The sequence below is a fragment of the Nesterenkonia alba DSM 19423 genome (assembly GCF_000421745.1).
In the GTDB taxonomy this organism is placed as follows: Bacteria; Actinomycetota; Actinomycetes; order Actinomycetales; family Micrococcaceae; genus Nesterenkonia; species Nesterenkonia alba.
Genome location: NZ_ATXP01000012.1, coordinates 17,703 through 36,006 on the forward strand (window position 1 = coordinate 17,703; position 18,304 = coordinate 36,006).

15 protein-coding genes and 4 tRNA genes are annotated in these 18,304 nt (G+C 64.0%); 12 read left to right on the forward strand and 7 right to left on the reverse strand.

Annotation, left to right across the window (positions count from 1 at the left end):
- Positions 1-137 precede the first annotated feature (137 nt).
- Positions 138-2,300, reverse strand: a complete 2,163-nt coding sequence (locus tag H578_RS14480) for a BCCT family transporter (RefSeq protein WP_022873419.1) — start codon at positions 2,298-2,300, stop codon at positions 138-140.
- Positions 2,301-2,523: 223 nt separating this feature from the next.
- On the opposite strand from H578_RS14480, the gene H578_RS14485 reads away from it, so the two are divergent.
- The 4 genes from H578_RS14485 (at position 2,524) to H578_RS0109335 (ending at position 7,310) form a co-directional block, all read left to right on the forward strand.
- Positions 2,524-3,891, forward strand: a complete 1,368-nt coding sequence (locus tag H578_RS14485) for an endonuclease/exonuclease/phosphatase family protein (protein ID WP_022873420.1) — start codon at positions 2,524-2,526, stop codon at positions 3,889-3,891.
- 58 nt (positions 3,892-3,949) lie between these two features.
- Positions 3,950-5,044, forward strand: a complete 1,095-nt coding sequence (locus tag H578_RS15675; RefSeq protein ID WP_022873421.1) for a hypothetical protein — start codon at positions 3,950-3,952, stop codon at positions 5,042-5,044.
- Between the two features lie 142 nt (positions 5,045-5,186).
- Entirely contained in the window at positions 5,187-6,191 is a 1,005-nt protein-coding gene (locus H578_RS0109330) for a glycerophosphodiester phosphodiesterase family protein (RefSeq protein WP_022873422.1), read from the forward strand.
- A gap of 63 nt (positions 6,192-6,254) precedes the next feature.
- On the forward strand, positions 6,255-7,310 hold the full coding sequence (locus H578_RS0109335; RefSeq protein ID WP_022873423.1) for a universal stress protein: 1,056 nt from the start codon (positions 6,255-6,257) through the stop codon (positions 7,308-7,310).
- 148 nt (positions 7,311-7,458) lie between these two features.
- On the opposite strand, the gene H578_RS15680 is transcribed toward H578_RS0109335, so the two are convergent.
- Both H578_RS15680 and H578_RS0109345 read right to left on the reverse strand, forming a co-directional pair.
- A complete protein-coding gene (locus tag H578_RS15680; protein ID WP_022873424.1) occupies positions 7,459-9,657 on the reverse strand; it encodes a C40 family peptidase in 2,199 nt (732 codons plus the stop codon).
- Positions 9,658-10,038: 381 nt separating this feature from the next.
- A complete protein-coding gene (locus H578_RS0109345; protein ID WP_051130851.1) occupies positions 10,039-10,404 on the reverse strand; it encodes a metallopeptidase family protein in 366 nt (121 codons plus the stop codon).
- 188 nt (positions 10,405-10,592) lie between these two features.
- Between H578_RS0109345 and H578_RS0109350 the strand changes: the two genes are divergently transcribed.
- The 4 genes from H578_RS0109350 (at position 10,593) to H578_RS0109365 (ending at position 11,848) form a co-directional block, all read left to right on the forward strand.
- Positions 10,593-10,665: transfer RNA gene (locus tag H578_RS0109350), tRNA-Glu, on the forward strand.
- A gap of 83 nt (positions 10,666-10,748) precedes the next feature.
- Positions 10,749-10,822, forward strand: a tRNA-Asp gene (locus H578_RS0109355).
- Positions 10,823-10,844: 22 nt separating this feature from the next.
- Positions 10,845-10,917, forward strand: a tRNA-Phe gene (locus tag H578_RS0109360).
- 175 nt (positions 10,918-11,092) lie between these two features.
- A complete protein-coding gene (locus tag H578_RS0109365) occupies positions 11,093-11,848 on the forward strand; it encodes a DUF4282 domain-containing protein (RefSeq protein ID WP_022873426.1) in 756 nt (251 codons plus the stop codon).
- Positions 11,849-11,923: 75 nt separating this feature from the next.
- On the opposite strand, the gene H578_RS0109370 is transcribed toward H578_RS0109365, so the two are convergent.
- Both H578_RS0109370 and nadE read right to left on the reverse strand, forming a co-directional pair.
- Positions 11,924-12,727, reverse strand: a complete 804-nt coding sequence (locus H578_RS0109370; protein ID WP_022873427.1) for an exodeoxyribonuclease III — start codon at positions 12,725-12,727, stop codon at positions 11,924-11,926.
- Between the two features lie 27 nt (positions 12,728-12,754).
- Positions 12,755-13,582, reverse strand: a complete 828-nt coding sequence (nadE, locus tag H578_RS0109375) for an ammonia-dependent NAD(+) synthetase (RefSeq protein WP_022873428.1) — start codon at positions 13,580-13,582, stop codon at positions 12,755-12,757.
- A gap of 134 nt (positions 13,583-13,716) precedes the next feature.
- Here nadE and pyrE point away from each other — a divergent pair, with 134 nt between their 5' ends.
- Positions 13,717-14,265, forward strand: a complete 549-nt coding sequence (pyrE, locus tag H578_RS0109380) for an orotate phosphoribosyltransferase (protein ID WP_022873429.1) — start codon at positions 13,717-13,719, stop codon at positions 14,263-14,265.
- A gap of 39 nt (positions 14,266-14,304) precedes the next feature.
- On the opposite strand, the gene H578_RS0109385 is transcribed toward pyrE, so the two are convergent.
- Complete coding sequence (locus tag H578_RS0109385; protein ID WP_022873430.1) at positions 14,305-15,492, reverse strand: MalY/PatB family protein; 1,188 nt, start codon at positions 15,490-15,492, stop codon at positions 14,305-14,307.
- Between the two features lie 111 nt (positions 15,493-15,603).
- Here H578_RS0109385 and H578_RS14500 point away from each other — a divergent pair, with 111 nt between their 5' ends.
- Together H578_RS14500 and H578_RS0109395 are read left to right on the forward strand one after the other, a co-directional pair.
- The gene (locus H578_RS14500) at positions 15,604-16,251 is read left to right on the forward strand and encodes a TrmH family RNA methyltransferase (RefSeq protein WP_022873431.1); all 648 of its coding nucleotides are present in this window, start codon (positions 15,604-15,606) and stop codon (positions 16,249-16,251) included.
- Between the two features lie 291 nt (positions 16,252-16,542).
- Positions 16,543-17,607 (forward strand): PDDEXK nuclease domain-containing protein, encoded by a 1,065-nt coding sequence (locus H578_RS0109395; RefSeq protein ID WP_022873432.1) that lies wholly within the window; start codon positions 16,543-16,545, stop codon positions 17,605-17,607.
- 47 nt (positions 17,608-17,654) lie between these two features.
- Here the strand turns inward: H578_RS0109395 and H578_RS0109400 are convergent.
- Positions 17,655-17,730, reverse strand: a tRNA-Ala gene (locus H578_RS0109400).
- 125 nt (positions 17,731-17,855) lie between these two features.
- Between H578_RS0109400 and H578_RS0109405 the strand changes: the two genes are divergently transcribed.
- Complete coding sequence (locus H578_RS0109405) at positions 17,856-18,134, forward strand: amphi-Trp domain-containing protein (RefSeq protein ID WP_022873433.1); 279 nt, start codon at positions 17,856-17,858, stop codon at positions 18,132-18,134.
- Positions 18,135-18,304 lie beyond the last annotated feature (170 nt).

Here is an 18,304-nt window from a genome sequence, read left to right on the forward strand (position 1 = left end):
CGGTGAACAATACCGGTGAACAACACAGGGCCCCAGCCGGATGATCCGGCTGGGGCCCTGCTTCGTGGTGTGTGGATCTCTGAAGCGACTCGTCCGCTCGCCAGTGACGAGCTGGACGGGCCGGAGTAGGCCGCTGGTTACGCGGTGTTGTCCTCCTCGGAGGAGTCTTCGGCGTCGTCGGGGTTGACGACGTCGATGGAGCCGGTGGCGACCGTCTCATCGAAGAACTGCTCGGACTCCTGCTCCCATCCGGTGTAGGACTCCGAGTACTCGGGGGTCTCGAAGCCTTCACTGCTGATCGGGTCACGGTAGCCATCAGCGCTGTCCCAGCTGAGGATGCCGGTCTCCGGGTCCACATGGGTGGCCTGGGCAGGCACATCCTCCACCGCGAGGACGAGGTCGTTGTTCTTCTGGCGTTGACCCGGCACCGAGCCACCGGCACTGGGTGGCAGGCCGGCCAGGGTCGCCGAGCTGGAGGCGAAGAGGCCACGCAGCGCCTTGGACTGCCGGTTGAGGATGCGCAACAGGGTGCGTTCGACCTGTTTGCTGTCCTCGGCATCCTCAGCGCGCTCCCGGGCCGTGTTGACCAGCGCGGCCTTGCTGGCGTGGCGGCGGACCCGCACATACCGGGGCATCGTGCGACCTTCGTACACGAACAGGCGGATCTGGGCGATCATCGCCAGCGCGTAGACGATCGACAGTGGCGCGGCGGCAGCAATGGAGGCTACCTGCAGCACCCGCAGTGAGGCATCCGGGTCTTGGGCGGCAGCCAGCAGCACGATGGCCGTGATGGCGATCAGCACCGTCCAGAACACGCGAGTCAGCTTGGGGGTCTCGGTGCGCCCACCGTAGGAGAGCACATCGGTCACCAGCGAACCGGAGTCACCGGAGGTGATGAAGAAGATCGTGACCACCATGATCGCGACCACAGCCAGCACGCTGGTCAGCGGCAGATTCTCCAGCAGCATGAACAGGGATTCGTCATTACCCACTGTCCAGCCTTGCCCGGCCTCGTCAATGTAGTCGGCGTCGTCGGGGTTCTCCACTTCCAGAAGCATCGTCTCAGGGCCTTGGGTGACCAGGTGCCACAGCCCGGAGCTGCCGAAGATGGAGAACCAGATCACACCGAGCATGGTGGGAGCCAGCAGCACCCCGAGCACGAACTCACGGATGGTCCGTCCCCGGGAGATGCGGGCGATGAACATGCCGACAAACGGCGCCCAGCTCATCCACCAACCCCAGTAGTAGATGGTCCAGTCAGCCGACCAGCCGCCGGTGGTCTCGGGGTCTTCGACGCCGGCGTATTCGGCACCGGATTCGAAGACCAGCTGCGGGAACGCCATGAGGTATTCACCGATGTTGGAGACGAAGCCCTGCAGCAGGAAGAGGGTGGGTCCGGCGATGAGCACGAACAGGGCCATGAGGGCGGCGATGAACATGTTGAAGTTCGACAGCCATTTCAGACCCTTGTTGACCCCGGTGACCACAGAGAACGTGGCGATTGCCATGATGACGATGACCAGCACGGTCAGCAGCCAGGGTGCCTCCGGGTCGGCCCAGTCCATGAAGCCCAGACCTGCAGCGATCTGCTGGGTACCCAGACCCAGCGAGGTCACGATCCCGAAGACAGTACCGACGATGGCGACGATGTCGATGAGATGGCCGATCCAGGACTCAATGAGTTTGCGGCCGAAGATCGGCTCCAGCAGCCAGCGGATGGTCAGCGGCCGGCCGCGGCGGAAGGTCATATAGGCCAGGCCCAGTCCGACGATGACGTACATCGCCCAGGCGTGCAGGCCCCAGTGGAAGACGGTCTGGCCCATGGCAGTGCCGAGCAACTCGGAGTCAGTGGCGCCAATGAACTCCTCTTCGAAGACCCCGACGTTCCCGCTGACTTCCGGGGGTGCGATGAAGTGCCACAGGGGCTCAGCCACACCCCAGAACACCAGTCCGATGCCCATACCGGCGGCGAAGAGCATGGTGAACCAAGAACCCAAGGAGAACTCGGGCTGCTCGTCGTCGCGGCCTAGGCGAATATTGCCGGCCTTGGACAGTCCTGCCCAGAAAGCGAAGGCGACAAACGCCGCACCCAGCAGCACGTACCACCAGCCGATGCCATCGACGATCGCGTCATTGAGGGTCTCGAAGGCCCCCTCGCCGTAGGTGGCGCCGAACCAGGTGGCGAAGATCAGCCCCCCGACGATGATGATGACCGCGGGAATGAAGACCGGCTTATTCAGTCCGGACCAGACATCCGATATGGACCAGTCCCGTAGTTTCCGTTCGGGTTGAGACCCCATGGCTCGTCGTCCTCCTTGTGTCAGTTCAAGCCTCGTGTCAGTTCAAACGGCGATGACGTGTGATTCTCACATGCAAACACGCAGTGCGCCAGAGGTGGTGCGCATGCCCCAGTCGGCGCACATCATCCAGTGCATCACCGTACCTGTCCGCAGTGTGGTCCTGATAGAGCATGACATTGGCGGGTGGAACCATACAGTGACAAATTGATAACGCTTACCGGTGATGCGCTTCCAGGGGTTGGAACTGGAAGGCTCCAGCGCTACGGTGGTGGACATGCCACAGGGCTTGGATAAGCCTGCGCACCGGAAGAGGGGAATCATGGCGGTCGGTTCGGCTGCCGTGCTCGCCGCCAGTTTCCTTCTCGGAACAGCTCCGGCTGCGCAGTCCGCACAGGATGATGATGAGGCCGCGGGGGATGCCGCGACCTCCGAGTCAACCTACCCAGCTCCCGGCCAACCCCGTACCCCGGATCCCAGCGGGGACCCTGAGGTGACCACCTCTGAGAAGAATGACGATGACGTCCGCGTCGCTACCCTTCACGCGGACCTCACCGCCGACCCGGTCGGCGATGTGGGTGACCCCCTGGAGAGTTTCGTCGACTCGTTGAGCGAAGACGGTAACCACGAACAGGCCCGCACTGTGGCCCAGACGGTTCAGATCAACCAGCCGGACGTGCTGGTGCTCACCGGAGTCAGCTACGACGACGACGGCGAAGTCGCTGAGGCGCTGCGCAGTTACTTAGCGCGCGGCCAGTACGGTCAAACCGGCATCGATTACCCGCATGTCTTCACCGCCGGGACGAACTCCGGGGTGGACTCCGGAGCCGACCTTGACGGTGACGGCAGTGTGGGCGGTCCTGGGGATGCCATCGGTCATGGCGATTACCCCGGTGAGCACGGGATGATCGTCTTCTCCAAGTACCCGATCATCGAAGACGAGGTTCGCACCTTCCAGCACTTCCTCTGGCGGGATATGCCGGATTCCTCCATGCCCGAGGATCGCTACTCCGAGCTGGAAGAATCCATCTTCCGGTTAGCGCAAACCACGGTCTGGGACGTACCGGTGGAGGTCGAGGGTGACTCCCACCTGCATGTGGTCGCCACCTCCGCAGCCGCGCCCGAAGACCCCACGGAGGTGGACATCGCCCGGGCTGAGGACACCATGCGCCTGATGACCGACTACGTCTCCGGGGACGCCTGGTACATCTATGACGACGAGGGCGAAACCGGTGGCCTTCCGTACGGCTCTGATGCCGTCGTCGTCGGCACCCCCTTGATCCCCGGAGTGGACTCCAGCACGCTCACCACCCACCACGGTGTGCAGGACCCCCAACCGGAGGCCCTGACCGAGGTGCCGTTGGAGACCCGTCCCGGTGGTGAGGACGCCACCGATGAGACCGCCACCCGTTATATCGAGGCGGGTGAAGATCAGCGCGCCTCCTTTGTGCTGCCGACCACGGGGCTTGAGGTCACCGATTCGGCGGTCTTCTGGCCCGGTGAGGGTGAATACGGCTACCGGGTGGTCAACCCCGAATCCGAGTACGCCTTAAGTGACCGACTCGTCTGGGCAGACCTCAGTCTCGAGGACTGAGCCGCTGTAGTGGCGGCTGGCCTGCCCTCACGGTGTGCCCTGACTTAGACTGACCCCCATGGCCAAGAACCTGGTGCCCTTCAGTTCAGACAATACGGCCCCGGTGTCCGCGCCTGCGCCGGCCCGCAAGGCCAAGCCGGTGATCCGCACCGCCGCCACGGGCCTGCTGGCCACCAAGACGGTGGAGATCGTCTCGAAACAGGCCTTCACCGAGGATGGCCGGCTCACCCCTGCTGCAGAGAGCTGGCTGACCCGCGCGGTGACTGTGCAGCGTCCCGTGGTGTTGGCGAATTTGCGCCGCCTGCGTAAAGCCCACCCCACTCACACCAACCGTCAGCTCGCCTACGAGCTGGATAAGGAATTCAAACGCGCCATGACTGGCTCTGGGGCGGTGATCGGAGCCACCGCCGCGGTTCCGGGCGTCGGTACGGCTGCTTCCCTGGGGCTCTCGGCCTTCGCTACCGGAGGGTTCCTGGAACTGTGCGCTCTCTACGCCCAGTCCATCGCCGAGCTTTCGGGAGTGACCACCGAGGACCCGCAGCGGGCCAAATTCCTGGTCATGGGGATCATGCTCGGGGAAGAGGGGCGTCAGCTGCTCGCTGAGCTCTCCCAGCAGGCCGGCGGGCGCGGTACCGGACCCATCGGGACGATGGTGCCGCTGTCCTCGCCGGCTAGCGGATTCGCCGGGTCGTCCTCGATGGCGGGGCTGGTGGCTCACCAGATCAAACGCCAGTTCATTCGCCGGTTCTTTGTCCGCCAGGGCACGAGCATGCTGGCCCGCGCGATTCCGTACGGCATCGGAGCGGTCATCGGCGGGGCCGGCAACCGGGCTCTGGCTAAGCAAGTCATCACCACTGCCCACCGGGCGTTCGGGGAGTTGCCGGAGGAGACCCCAGAGAACCTGGTGGAGGATTTTGCCCGCGGACTGGAGCGCGAACGGCTGCGCACCGACCGGAAAGAGCGCCGCCGCCGTAAGCGCGAGCTGAAAGCCGAGGGCAGAGCAGTGCGCAAGGAACGTCGCGAAGTCAAGAAGGCCCAGCGAGCCCAGCAGCAGGCCTTGGATGAGAAAAAACCCGGTGGGAAGAAGTCCGAGGAGAACAACCCGGGTCAACCGCGGGTCATCGCCGGTGAGACCGAAACGCACCGCGATTGATGCCCCGTGGAACAGCACCGACTGGCCAGTGACACCGTAAGGTGAGGAGCCGACGTCGTTCACGCACTGTTCACCGGAAGTTCCCCCGCCATTTCGCCTGTCCTTAGCCTGCTGTTGACCAGGTCTTCCTAGCCTGTTGCACGTGACGTTCCCCAACGCTGAAGTCCAGCAGGCTCAGCCGCTGAGCCGGGTTCCAGCCCCGGTGCTCCACACCATCCCTGAAGACCTCGATGCGGTCGGCGTTCCCCGGAGGCTGACCGGAATCCGGCGCCGCGCGGCGGTCTTCGCCCATCGGGGGTCCTCTGGTCTCTTCCCCGAGCACACCCGTGCCGCTTACCTGCGTGCCATCGAGGAGGGGGCCGACGGGCTGGAGATCGATGTGCACTTAACCCGTGACGGTGAGGTGGTCTGTTTCCACGACCCGACACTGGAACGCACCAGCGATGGATCCGGACCCCTGGCTGATCTCACATTGGCTCAGTTGCGCCGGTTGGATGTCTCCAGTTGGAAGACGCCGAAACTGCCGGGAGAGTACGGGGCTCGGCATGAACAGTTGATGACGCTGCAGGACACCCTGGAGTTACTGGGTCAGGCGGGGCGGGATATGCGCTTGGCCGTGGAGATGAAGCACCCTTCGCCGTATGGTCACCGGCTGGAGGAGCGGGTGCTGCAGATCTTGCTGACCTTCGGGTGGGATCCGGAGACCTCACTGATTCCCGCCGGGGAGCACCGGGTGGAGGTCTCGTTCATGAGTTTCGCACCCGGGTCGGTGCTGCACTTGGCGGAGATGGTCCCGGCGGAGAAGCTCTGTGCCCTCTTCGGCACGGTGACAGAGGCTCATGTGGCTAAGCGCCTGGAGCACCTGCGGTTTTCGGCGGCAGTCAAGCCGGTGGTGGCCGCGGTGATGCGCGGGGCGATGAAGGACTCCGAGGCGCTGGTGTGGAACCGTACCGCCGGTCTGGCCGGCCCGGCCATCAGCTACGTGCGCTCCCATAAGGCGGAGGTCAAGGCCTGGTTGGCCCGTGGCAGCCGGCTGCGCGTGTGGACGGTGGACGAGCCCGACGACGTCGCCCTGCTGCTCTCCTTGGGTGTTCAGGAGATCACGACGAACTATCCACATCGGACCCTCGAGGCCGTCACGGTCTGAGAGGTGTGACACTCCCGGGTGGGGCTGCAGTACCATGTAGGGCACCACAGATGGGAGGTCGCCATGACTTCACAGTCCGAGAACTACCCTGCCGCGCGCGGCGTCGTCGCTGGCGTCGATGGTTCCGAGCAGTCGCTGCGTGCCGCCCACTGGGCCGCCGCGGAAGCGCACCGCCGGGGCCTGCCGCTGACCGTGTTGACCGCATACTCCATTCCCGCCTTCGCCGCCTCATCGATGGACGGCGGTTACGCGATGATGGACGACTCCGCTCTCCGGGCCGGAGCCGAACGGGTCATCGAACAGGCCCAGGAATTCCTGCGTGATTACCCGGGCGAGGTCGACTACCGGATCGAGTCCGGGGACCCGGCCACCGTGTTACTGGAACACTCCGAGAACGCCGCGGTGCTTGTCGTGGGCACCCGAGGGCGGGGCGGGTTCCTCGGGCGGTTGCTCGGTTCAGTGTCCTCAGCGCTACCGGCCCACGCCAAGTGCCCCACCGTGCTGGTGCCGCTGCAGTACTCCTCTAAGGAGGAGAACGCCGTCACCACCGCCACCGGAGCGATCCCCATCGTCTCTGCGGCGGGGGAGCCCGGGGCCGAAGCGCCCTCATCCCTGGTGGAGCAGGGGGCCCGACCCATTCGGGAGCGGGACAAACGCCCCGTGGTGGCCGGCGTCGACGGCTCGGACTACGGGCGCGTGGCTGCGTTGACCGCCGCCCGGGAAGCCTCTGAACGGCAGACAAGCCTACGGCTCGTCTGCGCCATGCCACCGGTGGGTGCCACCCTGGTGTGGGTACCCACCCACATTGATGACTCCGCAGCCGTAGAGGAACTCGAGGAGAAGCTCGAGGCCGGGCGGCGCTGGCTGAACTACCACTATCCCGAGGTGCCGATCGAATACGAGGTCATCTCCGGCACCGCGGTGGACGTGCTCGTGGACGAAACCCGCCGTGCCCAGCTGACTGTGTTGGGCACCCGCGGACGCGGAGGTTTCGCGGGCATGCTGCTCGGTTCGACCTCCCAGGGAGTGCTCCAGCACGCTGAAGGCCCCCTTATGGTGGTTCCAGAGAACGACGACGACAGGCTCTCCGACCGCGCCGAGTTCGGCCCCGTTCTCTAGCCCTTATTCTTTCGAGCCCTCTTGGCGGCTCGCTAGCTCACGAAGGAAGCCCCCGGTGTCCGATCCGGAGGCTTCCTTCGTTATTCAGTTGTACGTGGCGCTGATCCCGCTACCGCACGGGAGCCGCACCACGGGGGTTCTATCGGCTTCAGGCCACCCGGCGCAATGTGCCGTTCGGGGTGCCGAAGATCGGCCGGACCACCACACCCACCGAGGGATTACCCGCATCCACGATGCGCCCGTTGCCGATGTAGATGGCCACGTGGTACACACCGCGAGCGTCGGACCAGAACATCAGGTCACCGGGGCGTTTATTCGCCCAGGCCACGGCCTGCCCCGTCTGAGACTGTGCTGAGGAGGTTCGCGGCAGGTTCACCCCGGCTTGTCGGTAGGCAGCCTGCACGAAGCTCGAGCAGTCGTAGCCGTTGGGGCCATTGGCGCCCAGCTGGTAGTACACATCACTGCGGGAGGCAGTGTTCGTGGCCCAGTTGATGGCGATCTGTGCCGCATTCCCGCCGGAGTTGTTCGCCGGCTGCTGGCCGCCGCCATTGTTGTTGTTCTGGCTCTGGGTCTGGCTTTGGGTGGGCTGCTGGGTCTGGCTCCGGGTCTGCTGCGGAGCGTGGTTGCGTTCCAGGGAGTTCACGTGCCAGGTCAGCTTCTGCAGATCCACCCGGCCGTGGCTGTCGGTCAGGTCCGCGTTGCGCTGCGCAGCCCGGTAATAGTCCCCGCCGGTACCGTCGAACTGCGGCTCAAGTTCAGCACCTCGGTTGAGCAGACGCTTCATCTCACTGCTGAGGTTGTCCCAGGAGGGAATGGTCGGCGTCGGGCTCGGGGTCGGCGTCGAGGTCCGGGTCTGGCTTGGCGTGGAGGAGGCACTCGGGGAGGGGGTCGCCGAGGGGCTGGGGCTCGCTGAGGCCTCCGCCTGGGATTCCAGGTAGGCCACGTGCTGGGCGAGAGCATCCCAGTCCACGGTGCCGTCACTGTTGGTCAGGCTGTCGGAGTCCTTAACCAGCTCGTAGTAGTTCGCCGCGCTGGCGCCGTCGGTCTCCAGTTCGGCACCTTCAGCCAGCAGTTCCCGCTGTTCGGAGTTCAACGCATCGAACGAGGGAATCGTGGCCGAGGGGGTCGGTGTAGGAGTCGGCGAGGAGGACTCGGTCGGAGTCGAGGACTCCGTCGGGGTGGGGGTCTCGCTCGGCTCAGACTCTTCTTCCGCCTGAGACTGCAGGTGGCTTAAGTGAGAGGCCAGAGCGTCCCAGTCGACCGTGCCGTCGTCGTTGGTGAGATCGTCATTGTTCAGTACCAGGGCGTAGTAGTCCGAGGCGCTGTAGCCGTTCTCCAACTCACCTGCTTCGGCGAGCAGCTCGCGCTGCTCTTCGGTCAGCGACCCGATACTCGGGATGCTCGGGGAGGGTGTCTCCGAGGGCGAGGACGACTCAGTGGGCTCGGGCTCCTCGGACGATGCGGCTTCCCCTTCCGCATCGTTCGAAGCCGCCTGGGCTCCTGAATCGTCCCCGTCCTCGAGGTCTTCAGTGGTGACTTGGGCCTGCTCGGCGGCGGAGCGCAGGTACTGGACCCGGGCGGCGAGCTTCTCGTAGTCGATGTTGCCGTCTTCATCGAGGAAGTCGTCATTGCCCAGGACCATCTCGTAGAAGCTCTCGAGGCTGCCTTCATACTCCTCGAGTTCCTTGAGGGCCTTGAGCTGTTCGGCGATGTTCTCGCCGACCTCGGAGAGGCTTGCGACCCTGCTCTCAGCGGCTTCTGCGGCCGCCTCTTCAGCCTCGGCTGCTTCGGCTTCCAGGCGCGCGGCTTCGGCTTCGGCCTCAGCGCGGGCCTGCTCGGCCTCGACGGCATTCTGCTCGGCCTGGTCGTCAAGCTGCTGGTCAGTGGCGTCATCGGCGAGGCGGTCATCCTCGGAGAGCAGGACATCGGCGGCGGAGGTGTCTTCCTCGTCGGTGTCCATCTCGAGGGCTTCCTCAGCCTCGGCGCGGGCCTGCTCGGCGCGTTCGCGGGCTTCTTCGGCTTCCTGGATGCGAGCCGAGGCGGCGGCCTGCTCGCGCATCAGCTCGGTCTCCAGCTCGAGGGCGCGCTGACTGGCCTGGTCGATTCGGCTGGCGATCTCGACGATCATCGACTCAGTGGCCTCGGAGGAGTTCCGGGCACTGGAGATCTCATCAGCGCTGGGAACCTCGGGCAGCTCGGTGACGACGCCGACCTCGGCCAGATCGCCCTCATGCTGTTCGACCGACTGGGTGCGATCGGCGACGATGCCGGGCAGGGTGGTCCCGACAAGCGCGGCAGATACGACGACGGCAGTAGCGGCCGCCACCGTCAGATTGCGGTGTTTCACAGCAGATCCTCACTTTTTCCTCACGGGCGCAGCGCCCACGCAGAGCCTTCGCATGATGCGAGGACCCCTCTTGAGCCGAAGCGACGCGTCACCGGCCCTGGGCGAGTCTGGGAAACTCCTCAGGTGACGGTCTGCGATGGGAAGCGCTAACGCCTCTTCGGTCCTTCGCGGAGCTGACGCCTTAAAGATAGTTGCGAAAAAGTCACGACGGCAAGAGCGCGCGTCGTTCCTGTGATGAAGCTGTGAGCCCTACTTCCGCGTCATTACAGGGATCTAAGGTCACAAATCGGTCTCGAGTAACCTTCAAGTAGGTTGAAGGTTGACGCCTCCCAAGGAACATCACAGGTCTGTGATATGCCCTCACGCCACCTGTAGTGGACCTTAACCCCACCCCAACCGGTGGAGGGTTTCGTCGTCGATCCCGAAGAAATGAGCCACCTCATGGACCACGGTGATGGTGACCTGTTCGACGACGTCTTCACGGGTCTGGCAGATCTGCAGGATCGGCTCCTTATAGAGGGTGATGCGATCAGGCAAGGCCCACGGTTCGGAGCCGCGTTCGGTCAGAGGAATGCCCTCGTAGAGACCCAGTAGGGTCGTGTCGGGATCCTCCCACGGTTCGGGCTCATAGCGGTCCTCGACGAAGACGGCGACATTGTCGATCCGGCGGGCCAGGTGCTCCGGAATAGAAGCCAGAGCCTGTTCGACGGCGGCGTCGAATTCCTCGTCGCTCATCTGAACCGGCATGGGTGCCAGTCTAAGCGGTGAGCCGGGGGTGACGGCGGGCAAGGAGGTTGCTGGCGTCGCCGTGCCGGAGAGAAACGAACGTGGGCGAAGACAACGCGCGTGGAAGAATTTGCCGGTGCGGGCCTGGAACTACTAGACTCATACAGGTTCCCCTACGGGATACACCACGCCCTTCGAAAGGGCAACGGGCCCCCATCGTCTAGCGGCCTAGGACACCGCCCTTTCACGGCGGCGGCACGGGTTCGAATCCCGTTGGGGGTACTCCGGGCTCATCGCCTGGGAATCAGCAGGTCTATCTGTGATAGAGTTGCCGATCGTGCCAAAGTGCACAACAACAGCATCAAGGCCCTGTGGCGCAGTTGGTCAGCGCGCCGCCCTGTCACGGCGGAGGTCGCGGGTTCAAGTCCCGTCAGGGTCGCAAGGACACCGGTTTTCAGCAAGGCTCTGTAGCTCAGTTGGTAGAGCGTTCGACTGAAAATCGAAAGGTCACCGGATCGACGCCGGTCGGAGCCACGAAGAGCCGGTGTTCGGTACGAAAACCCCTGGTCATTCCAGGGGTTTTCGTCTGTGTAGCCCAGTGCTGGGTGACTGCCCCTGCTGCTATGCCCCTCGCGCGTGTAAGTTGTGTACTGGAGGAAGCCCCGGGTTTCCATAGTGCCCGAGCAACCGAGCTTAAGGAGCAGCAGACATGACGCAGGACCCCCATAACCCCCACGGCTCCGAGCGCCCCGAGGGCGAGCAGGAGAACCCCCCGGCGGAGAACCAGCCGCCCGTTCCTCCCGAACCGGTGGCCCCCTCATCCCCGGAGGAATCCCCCGCCCAGCCGCAGGACTCCGCGCAGAGCCCGGCTTCGGCACCCCAGTACGGCGAACAGTACGGCCAGAGCGCCCCAGGTGACTACTCCGGCCAGCAGCCCGAATCCCAGCAGGGGGACTATTACCCCGGACAGCAGGGCTACGGCTACGGACAGCAGGGCGGGCAGTACCCCCAGCAGGGCGACTACCAGGGATCCTATGACCAGGGTCAGTACCAGGGTGGTTACGGTCAGCAGGGTGACTACGGCCAGCAGCAGGGGTACCAGCAACAGCAGCAGGGTTACGGGTACCCCGGCGGGGACGCCTCCCAGCAGCAACAGCCCCAGCAGCAGCGCCAGCCCAGCCAGCCCAGCGCACTGGGTTCCCTCTTCGCCCCGAACTTCAACCAGCTGCAGGTGCAGCGTTTTGCGAAGTTCTTCTTCTTCCTCATTGTCGCGGTCGCGGCACTGTGGTGGCTCTCCAACATCATCAGCGGCATCGTGGTGGCCTCCAGCTACAACAGCTTTGACGCCTGGAGCCTGCTGCGGCCCATGCTCTTCGGCTGGATCGTGCCATTTTTGACCATCATCTTCGCCCGCCTGGGGCTGGAAGTAATTGTGGCACTGTCCAAAGTGGCTGAGAAGAAGTAAGACAACCCCTCGCTCCAGGACTCAGGGGCGGTTTCGGCGCAGTGCCGAGCCCGCCCCTGAGCTGTCTCCTCCGGGCTAGTCGAGTTCGACGACCACCGGTGCGTGGTCGGAGGCACCCTTGCCGCGCCGCTCATCTTTGTCGATATGAGCCGCACGGACCCGCTGCGCCAGCGCCGGTGAGCCCAGAATGAAGTCGATGCGCATGCCCTGGCGCTTCTGGAACCGCAGATTCGTGTAGTCCCAGTAGGTGTACACCCCCGGACCGGGAGTATGGGGACGGACGACGTCGGCATAACCGGCCTCGAGAAACGCACGGAAAGCAGCCCGCTCGTCTTCGGTGACGTGGGTCATCTGGTTGTCCTCAAAGAACTCGATATCCCAGACGTCGTCGTCCTGCGGGGCGATGTTCCAATCCCCAGCCAGGGCGATCTGAGCCTGGGGGTCCTCGCGGAGCCAGTCAGCGGCGTGCTCACGCAGCTGACGCAGCCAGGCGAGCTTGTAGACCATGTGCTCGTCATTCCGAGCACGGCCGTTGGGCACGTAAAGACTCCACAGCCGCAGATCACCGCAGGTGGCGGCGATCGCACGGGCCTCCTGCACAGGGTCCTGGTCCCCCTTACCAAAGGGGGGCTGGTCCGGGAATGTGCGTTCGACGTCCTTCAACCCCACCCGTGAGGCGATCGCCACCCCGTTCCACTGATTGAAACCGAAGTGGGCGACGTCGTACCCGTTGTGCTCGAAGACCTCCCAGGGGAAGTTATCGTCCTTGCACTTGGTCTCCTGGATGGCCAGAACATCCACCCCTGACTTCTCCAGCCAGGCCTCCACCCGGTCAGCCCGGGCGCGCATTGAGTTAACGTTCCAGGTCGCGATTTTCACGGTGCCACACTACCAACGGCACCGTGGTCACTGGCTCTTCCACCAGTCATCGAGCAGCGTCACCGGCACGGTGCGCTTATGCCGGGTCGCCAGGTACCGGCGCTCAATGAGCACAGCGGCTTCCTCACGGACCTGGCGGCCTTCGAGGTAGTCGTCGATCTCGTTGTAGGTGATCCCCAGTTCCGTCTCATCGAGCTGGCCGGGGTTGTCATCGAGCAGATCCGCAGTGGGTGCTTTGCTCCACAGGGACTCCGGGGCACCCAGGTGTTTCAGCAGTTGGCGCACCTGCCGCTTATTAAGGGTGAAATTCGGCAGGATATCCGCTCCGCCGTCACCGTACTTGGTGAAGAACCCGGTGATGGACTCCGCACCGTGGTCAGTGCCGACCACCAGAGCCTCATACTCTCCAGCCACGGCGTACTGGGCGGTCATCCGCAGGCGTGCCTTGACGTTGCCACGGTGGTAATCCGCCAGACGCCGGCCGAAGTCCTCGGTAAACGCGACATCCACACCGGTGACCGCTTTCTCAATATTGAAGGTGTGGGTGTAGTCCGGGGCGATGAACTCCACAGCGCGGGCGGCGTCGTCCTCATCCGCCTGAATACCGTGGGGCAGGCGCATCGCGTGGAAGTGCGCCTCATAACCGCTGGCGCGCAGCTTCTCCACCGCCAGCTGGCTGAGCCGGCCCGCCAGGGACGAATCCACCCCCCCGGAAATACCGAGCACCAGACCCTTGGCGCCAGCAGCCCGGGTGTAGTCAGCCAGGAAGCTGCTGCGCCGTTCGACCTCCTCAGCCGGGTCGATCTGCGGCTTGACGCCCATTTCCTCGACGATCGCTGCTTGGAGTTCACGCATACAGCGAGTCTATCGAGGTGCAGGTTGCGGCAGCGTTAAAAAATCCTGGTCACCGCCTGAAGCGGGCACACAGCGGGCGATGGTGACCACGAACAGGCGGCTGGGGCGCCTGCGGCAGCGATAGGGTGAAGCTCATGACTGATCGCGACCGTCTCGTGCAACTGATTTCCGACCTCGCCGTGGTTCGGGGGCGAGTGACGCTTTCCTCCGGTGAAGAGGCCGACTACTACGTGGACCTGCGCCGGGTCACTCTCCACCACGACGCCGGACCATTGGTGGGGCGGGTCATGCTCACCATGCTCGACAACGCCGGTATCGAATTCGAAGCCGCCGGTGGCCTCACCATGGGGGCTGACCCGGTGGCCACCGCGATGATGCACCAAGCGGCCGCGCAGCAGCGGGCCCTCGACGCCTTCGTGGTGCGGAAGAAGCAAAAGGATTACGGGATGGGTCGGCAGGTCGAAGGACCCGATATCGCCGGGCGGAAGGTCGTGGTCTTAGAGGACACCTCCACCACCGGGGAATCAGCCCTGACGGCGGTGGAGGCAGTGCGCGCCGCTGGAGGTGACATTCGGGCGGTCGCGGTCATCGTAGACCGGGATACCGGTGCCGCCGAGCGCATCACCCGCCAGGCGGGGGTGCCCTACCTCTACGCGTTCTCCAAGACCGATCTGGGTCTTTGAGCGGGGCCTTGGGGCTGGGCGCTTCAGCCGCCGCGTTGCCTACCGACGCGCCAGGGCCTGACCGATCCGCTCCACCGCCTGGGTGAGGATCTCCGGTGAGGTTGCGAAATTCAACCGTGCGTGACGCTCCCCACCGGTGCCGAAGGGGTGACCGGCGGTCAGTGCCACCTTGGCTTCTTTCAACAGGAACTTAGCCGGCCCGTGTACTGGAGATTCGGCACCCGGGGTGGGTTCGTCGTCGTCGAACCCATAGGCACTGAAGTCCAGCCACGCCAGGTAGGTGGCCTCCGGTTGGCGCCACGTCACCTCCGGTGCGTGCTCGGCGAGCAGGTCACCCAGCAGCCGCCGGTTGGCCTCCAACCCCTGGGTCAGGGCGTGGAGCCAGGCGGAGCCTTCGTTCAATGCGGCCGTCTGGGCCAGGACCCCGGCGTGACTGGCCCCGTGGGCGGACTCCTTGGGCAGTTCGGAGAGCTCCGCGGCGGATTCGGTCCCGCTGACCAGCAGCCCCGCCTTCAGGCCGGCCAGGTTGAACGCCTTCGAGGCTGAGACCAGGGAAAACCCCTTGGGATCCACGGTGACGTAGGGGACGAACTCGGCCTCGCCATAAACGATGGGGGCGTGGATCTCATCGGCCACCACCCGGACCCCGTAGTCCTCGGCCAGGGCCGCGACCTTCTGCAGTTCCTCCCGGGTGTGGACCACACCGGTGGGGTTGTGTGGATTGCACAGCAGGTAGACCGCTGTCCCGCCGAGGGTCCGCAGGTTGAAGGACTCCTCGAGCATCTCGAAGTCCAGGCGTCCGTCCTCACCCAGGGGTGCTTCCACCACCCGTAGCCCGGAGTTCACCGGATAGTTGAAGAACGGTGGGTAGACCGGGGAATTGACGATGACGGTATCGGCCAGCTGGGTGACGATCTTCAGTGCTTCGACAACTCCGCGCATGACGTCGGGAACTGTGCGGATCTGGGTAATGTCCGGCTCCCAGCCCCATTGTTGGGCGGCGAACCGTTGCAGTGATTCCGCGTAGGCGGCGGGCATGGGGTAGCCGGTGTCACCGAGTTCGACCATCCGGTGCAGTGCATCGGAGACCGGTGGCGCCAGGGGCACATCCATCTCCGCCACCCAGAGGGGGAGCACATCGTCACCGAAGGCGCGCCACTTGGCGGAACGGCGCTGCCTGAGCTGCTCGAGGCTGAGGACTTCCAGAGGATTCTGCTCTTCTCCCATAGTCTGAGCCTACAGAACCACGGCAGCACCGGTCAGGTGGGGAAGCGACCAGCGTAGTGGCGCGGGCCGGTGGGATCGGGGTGGGGAACGCTCTGCGGTAATCTCGCGCAGGTGAGTGAGCAGCCTGAGGAGACGGAGACGACGTCGCGCGAGGTCGGCGTCGGACCCTGGGAGGGTCCCTGGCCGGAAGGGGACCACTGGGATGAGCAGCTGCTGCGTGAGGGTGACCGGCGCAATGTGGTCGATGAGTACCGCTACTGGTCACGGGAGGCGATTGTTGCTGACCTGGACACGCGGCGGCATACGTTCCACGTGGCGATCGAGAACTGGCAGCACGACTTCAACATTGGCACCGTGGTCCGAACGGCGAATGCTTTTTTGGCTGCGGAAGTCCACATTGTGGGGAAGAGACGGTGGAACCGGCGGGGGGCGATGGTCACCGACCGGTACCAGCACATCCGGCACCACGCCTCGGTGGAGGAGTTCGTGGAATGGGCGCACGACGCCGGCGTGCCCGTTTTCGGCGTCGACCTCTTCCCCGACTCGGTTCCGTTGGAGACTTTCGAACTGCCGCGGGAATGCGTGCTGGTGTTTGGTCAGGAAGGGCCGGGGCTCAGCGAGCAGATGCGCGATGCCGCTGAAGCGACATTGTCGATTGCGCAGTTCGGCTCGACACGGTCGATCAATGCCGGGGTTGCGGCAGGAATCGCCATGCACGCCTGGATCCGCCAGCACGCCCAGTCGCCACCCCTGCATTGAGTGGCCCTAGGCGACCCGTGGACCCTGGCCACGTCTGCCCGGGGAGCAGAAGGAGCTGACCTGCCAGGCGAATCTGCCGGTGCGATGAGAAGGGGAAATAGCCTTTTCGGCCAAGCCAAAATATGTTTAACTAAGAACAGTTCGCAGCAGTGGTTCTGAGTTGCCACTCCTACTTGCTGCAGCTTCGACTCCAGCCCCTCCTTCTGGCGCAGAAGCATGTCAGTGCGCCCGGATAGGCTGGGACCAGGAGAACCACTTAATCGCGCTTCACCGCGCAGGAGAACCCCACCTATGCCTGATCAGCCACCATCGTTGATCCCAGCCCCGGATGGTTATGCCGACTGGCTCGCAGATCTCAAGAAGCGTGTCTACCAGGCGCAGCAGCGAGCTGCGCTGAAGGTCAACACTGAGTTGATTCGCCTGTATTGGGACATCGGGCACGACATCCTTCAGCGCCAGAGCGACCAGGGGTGGGGTAGCAAGGTTCTGGAACGACTTGCGGCGGACCTGCGTAACGAGTTCCCAGATATGAAAGGATTCTCTCGTTCCAACCTCTTCCATATGCGCTCTTTTGCCGAGGCTTGGCCTCAGGACGCAATTGTCCAACAGGCCGTTGGACAATTGCCCTGGAGTCACAATCTGATGCTCCTGAGCAAGCTCAAAGACACCGAGACCCGTCTCTGGTACGCCCAGAAGGCCCTAGAGGGTGGCTGGTCCCGCAATGTCCTGGCGATGCAGATTGACACCGGCGCACATAAGCGCCTGGGCGCGGCGACTACCAACTTCTCTGAGGTTCTACCGAAGCCAGATTCTGATCTTGCAGTCCAGTCGCTGAAGGACCCATACAAGCTGGACTTCCTCGGTCTCGGCGATGAAGCCCAGGAACGTGAGATCGAACGCGGCCTCATCGAGCACGTCGAGGAATTTCTGCTCGAACTCGGCGCCGGCTTCGCCTTCGTGGGTCGACAGGTCCACGTGGAGGTCGGCGGCGATGACTTCTTCATCGATCTGCTCTTCTATCACGTCAAACTTCACTGCTATGTGGTGGTCGAGGTCAAGACGGGCAAGTTCAAGCCTGAGCACCTCGGTCAGCTGCGCTTCTACTTAGCAGCAGTTGATGGGGAGATGGCAGATGAACGGGATTCTCCGACTATCGGGCTGCTGCTGTGTCAGAGCAAGAATGAAGTCGTCGCTGAATACGCGCTGCGAGACGAGAGCCAGCCCTTGGGTGTGGCTGAGTACCAGTTGACCGAATCGCTGCCGGAGAGCCTTAAGACGAACCTGCCGACCATCGAGCAGATCGAACGCGAACTCGAAGACGGTATAGAAGATAAACATGAGGGAACAAATGGCTAAATTCATCGAAGCAGCGGAAACCGGTCTTGGTGTGTCCAAGGGTGTCATGGTGGAGCTAAGGGGAGTCGAACCCCTGACCTCGTCGATGCGAACGACGCGCTCTACCAGCTGAGCTATAGCCCCAAGTCTTCGACATCCCAGGATACTGGATGCACCGAGCCCCACGGAAAGACCCGATCTGCGGCAGCGGGCGGTAGCGTGGGGTCAGCAAAGACGCTGCCAGAGACCTAGGAATGCAGGAGGCAACGATGCCCAGTGAACGTCTGATGAAAAGCTCCCAAACCCTGGACCGCGAAGGCCTGGCCACACTGCTGGAGACAGTCGCCGGTCGCATCCGGCAGGGACGTGCCGAACTTCACGCCGGAGAAACAAACCAGGTTTCCTTAGAGATCCCCGAACGGACCGAAGTGGACCTCGAGGTCACCCGGGAGACCAAAACCCGCGGAACGAAGCTCGAACTTGAGGTGGAAGTCTCCTGGTATGAAGGGGAAGCCGCCGCTGAATCCGGTGAACTGCGGATCCAGTAGAGCAAGGTTCCATCAAGCACCGGATCCCTGGGTATCAGGGCGCTGTCGTCAGGGGTGTGAAGCTGGACACTTTCTCTTCTACGGCTTGTAGAAAAACTGTAGGGTGAAAGTGACGGCGATGGACCGCATCGGGGGCCACCGTCGACGTCACTCCACCTGCAGGCCCCTGG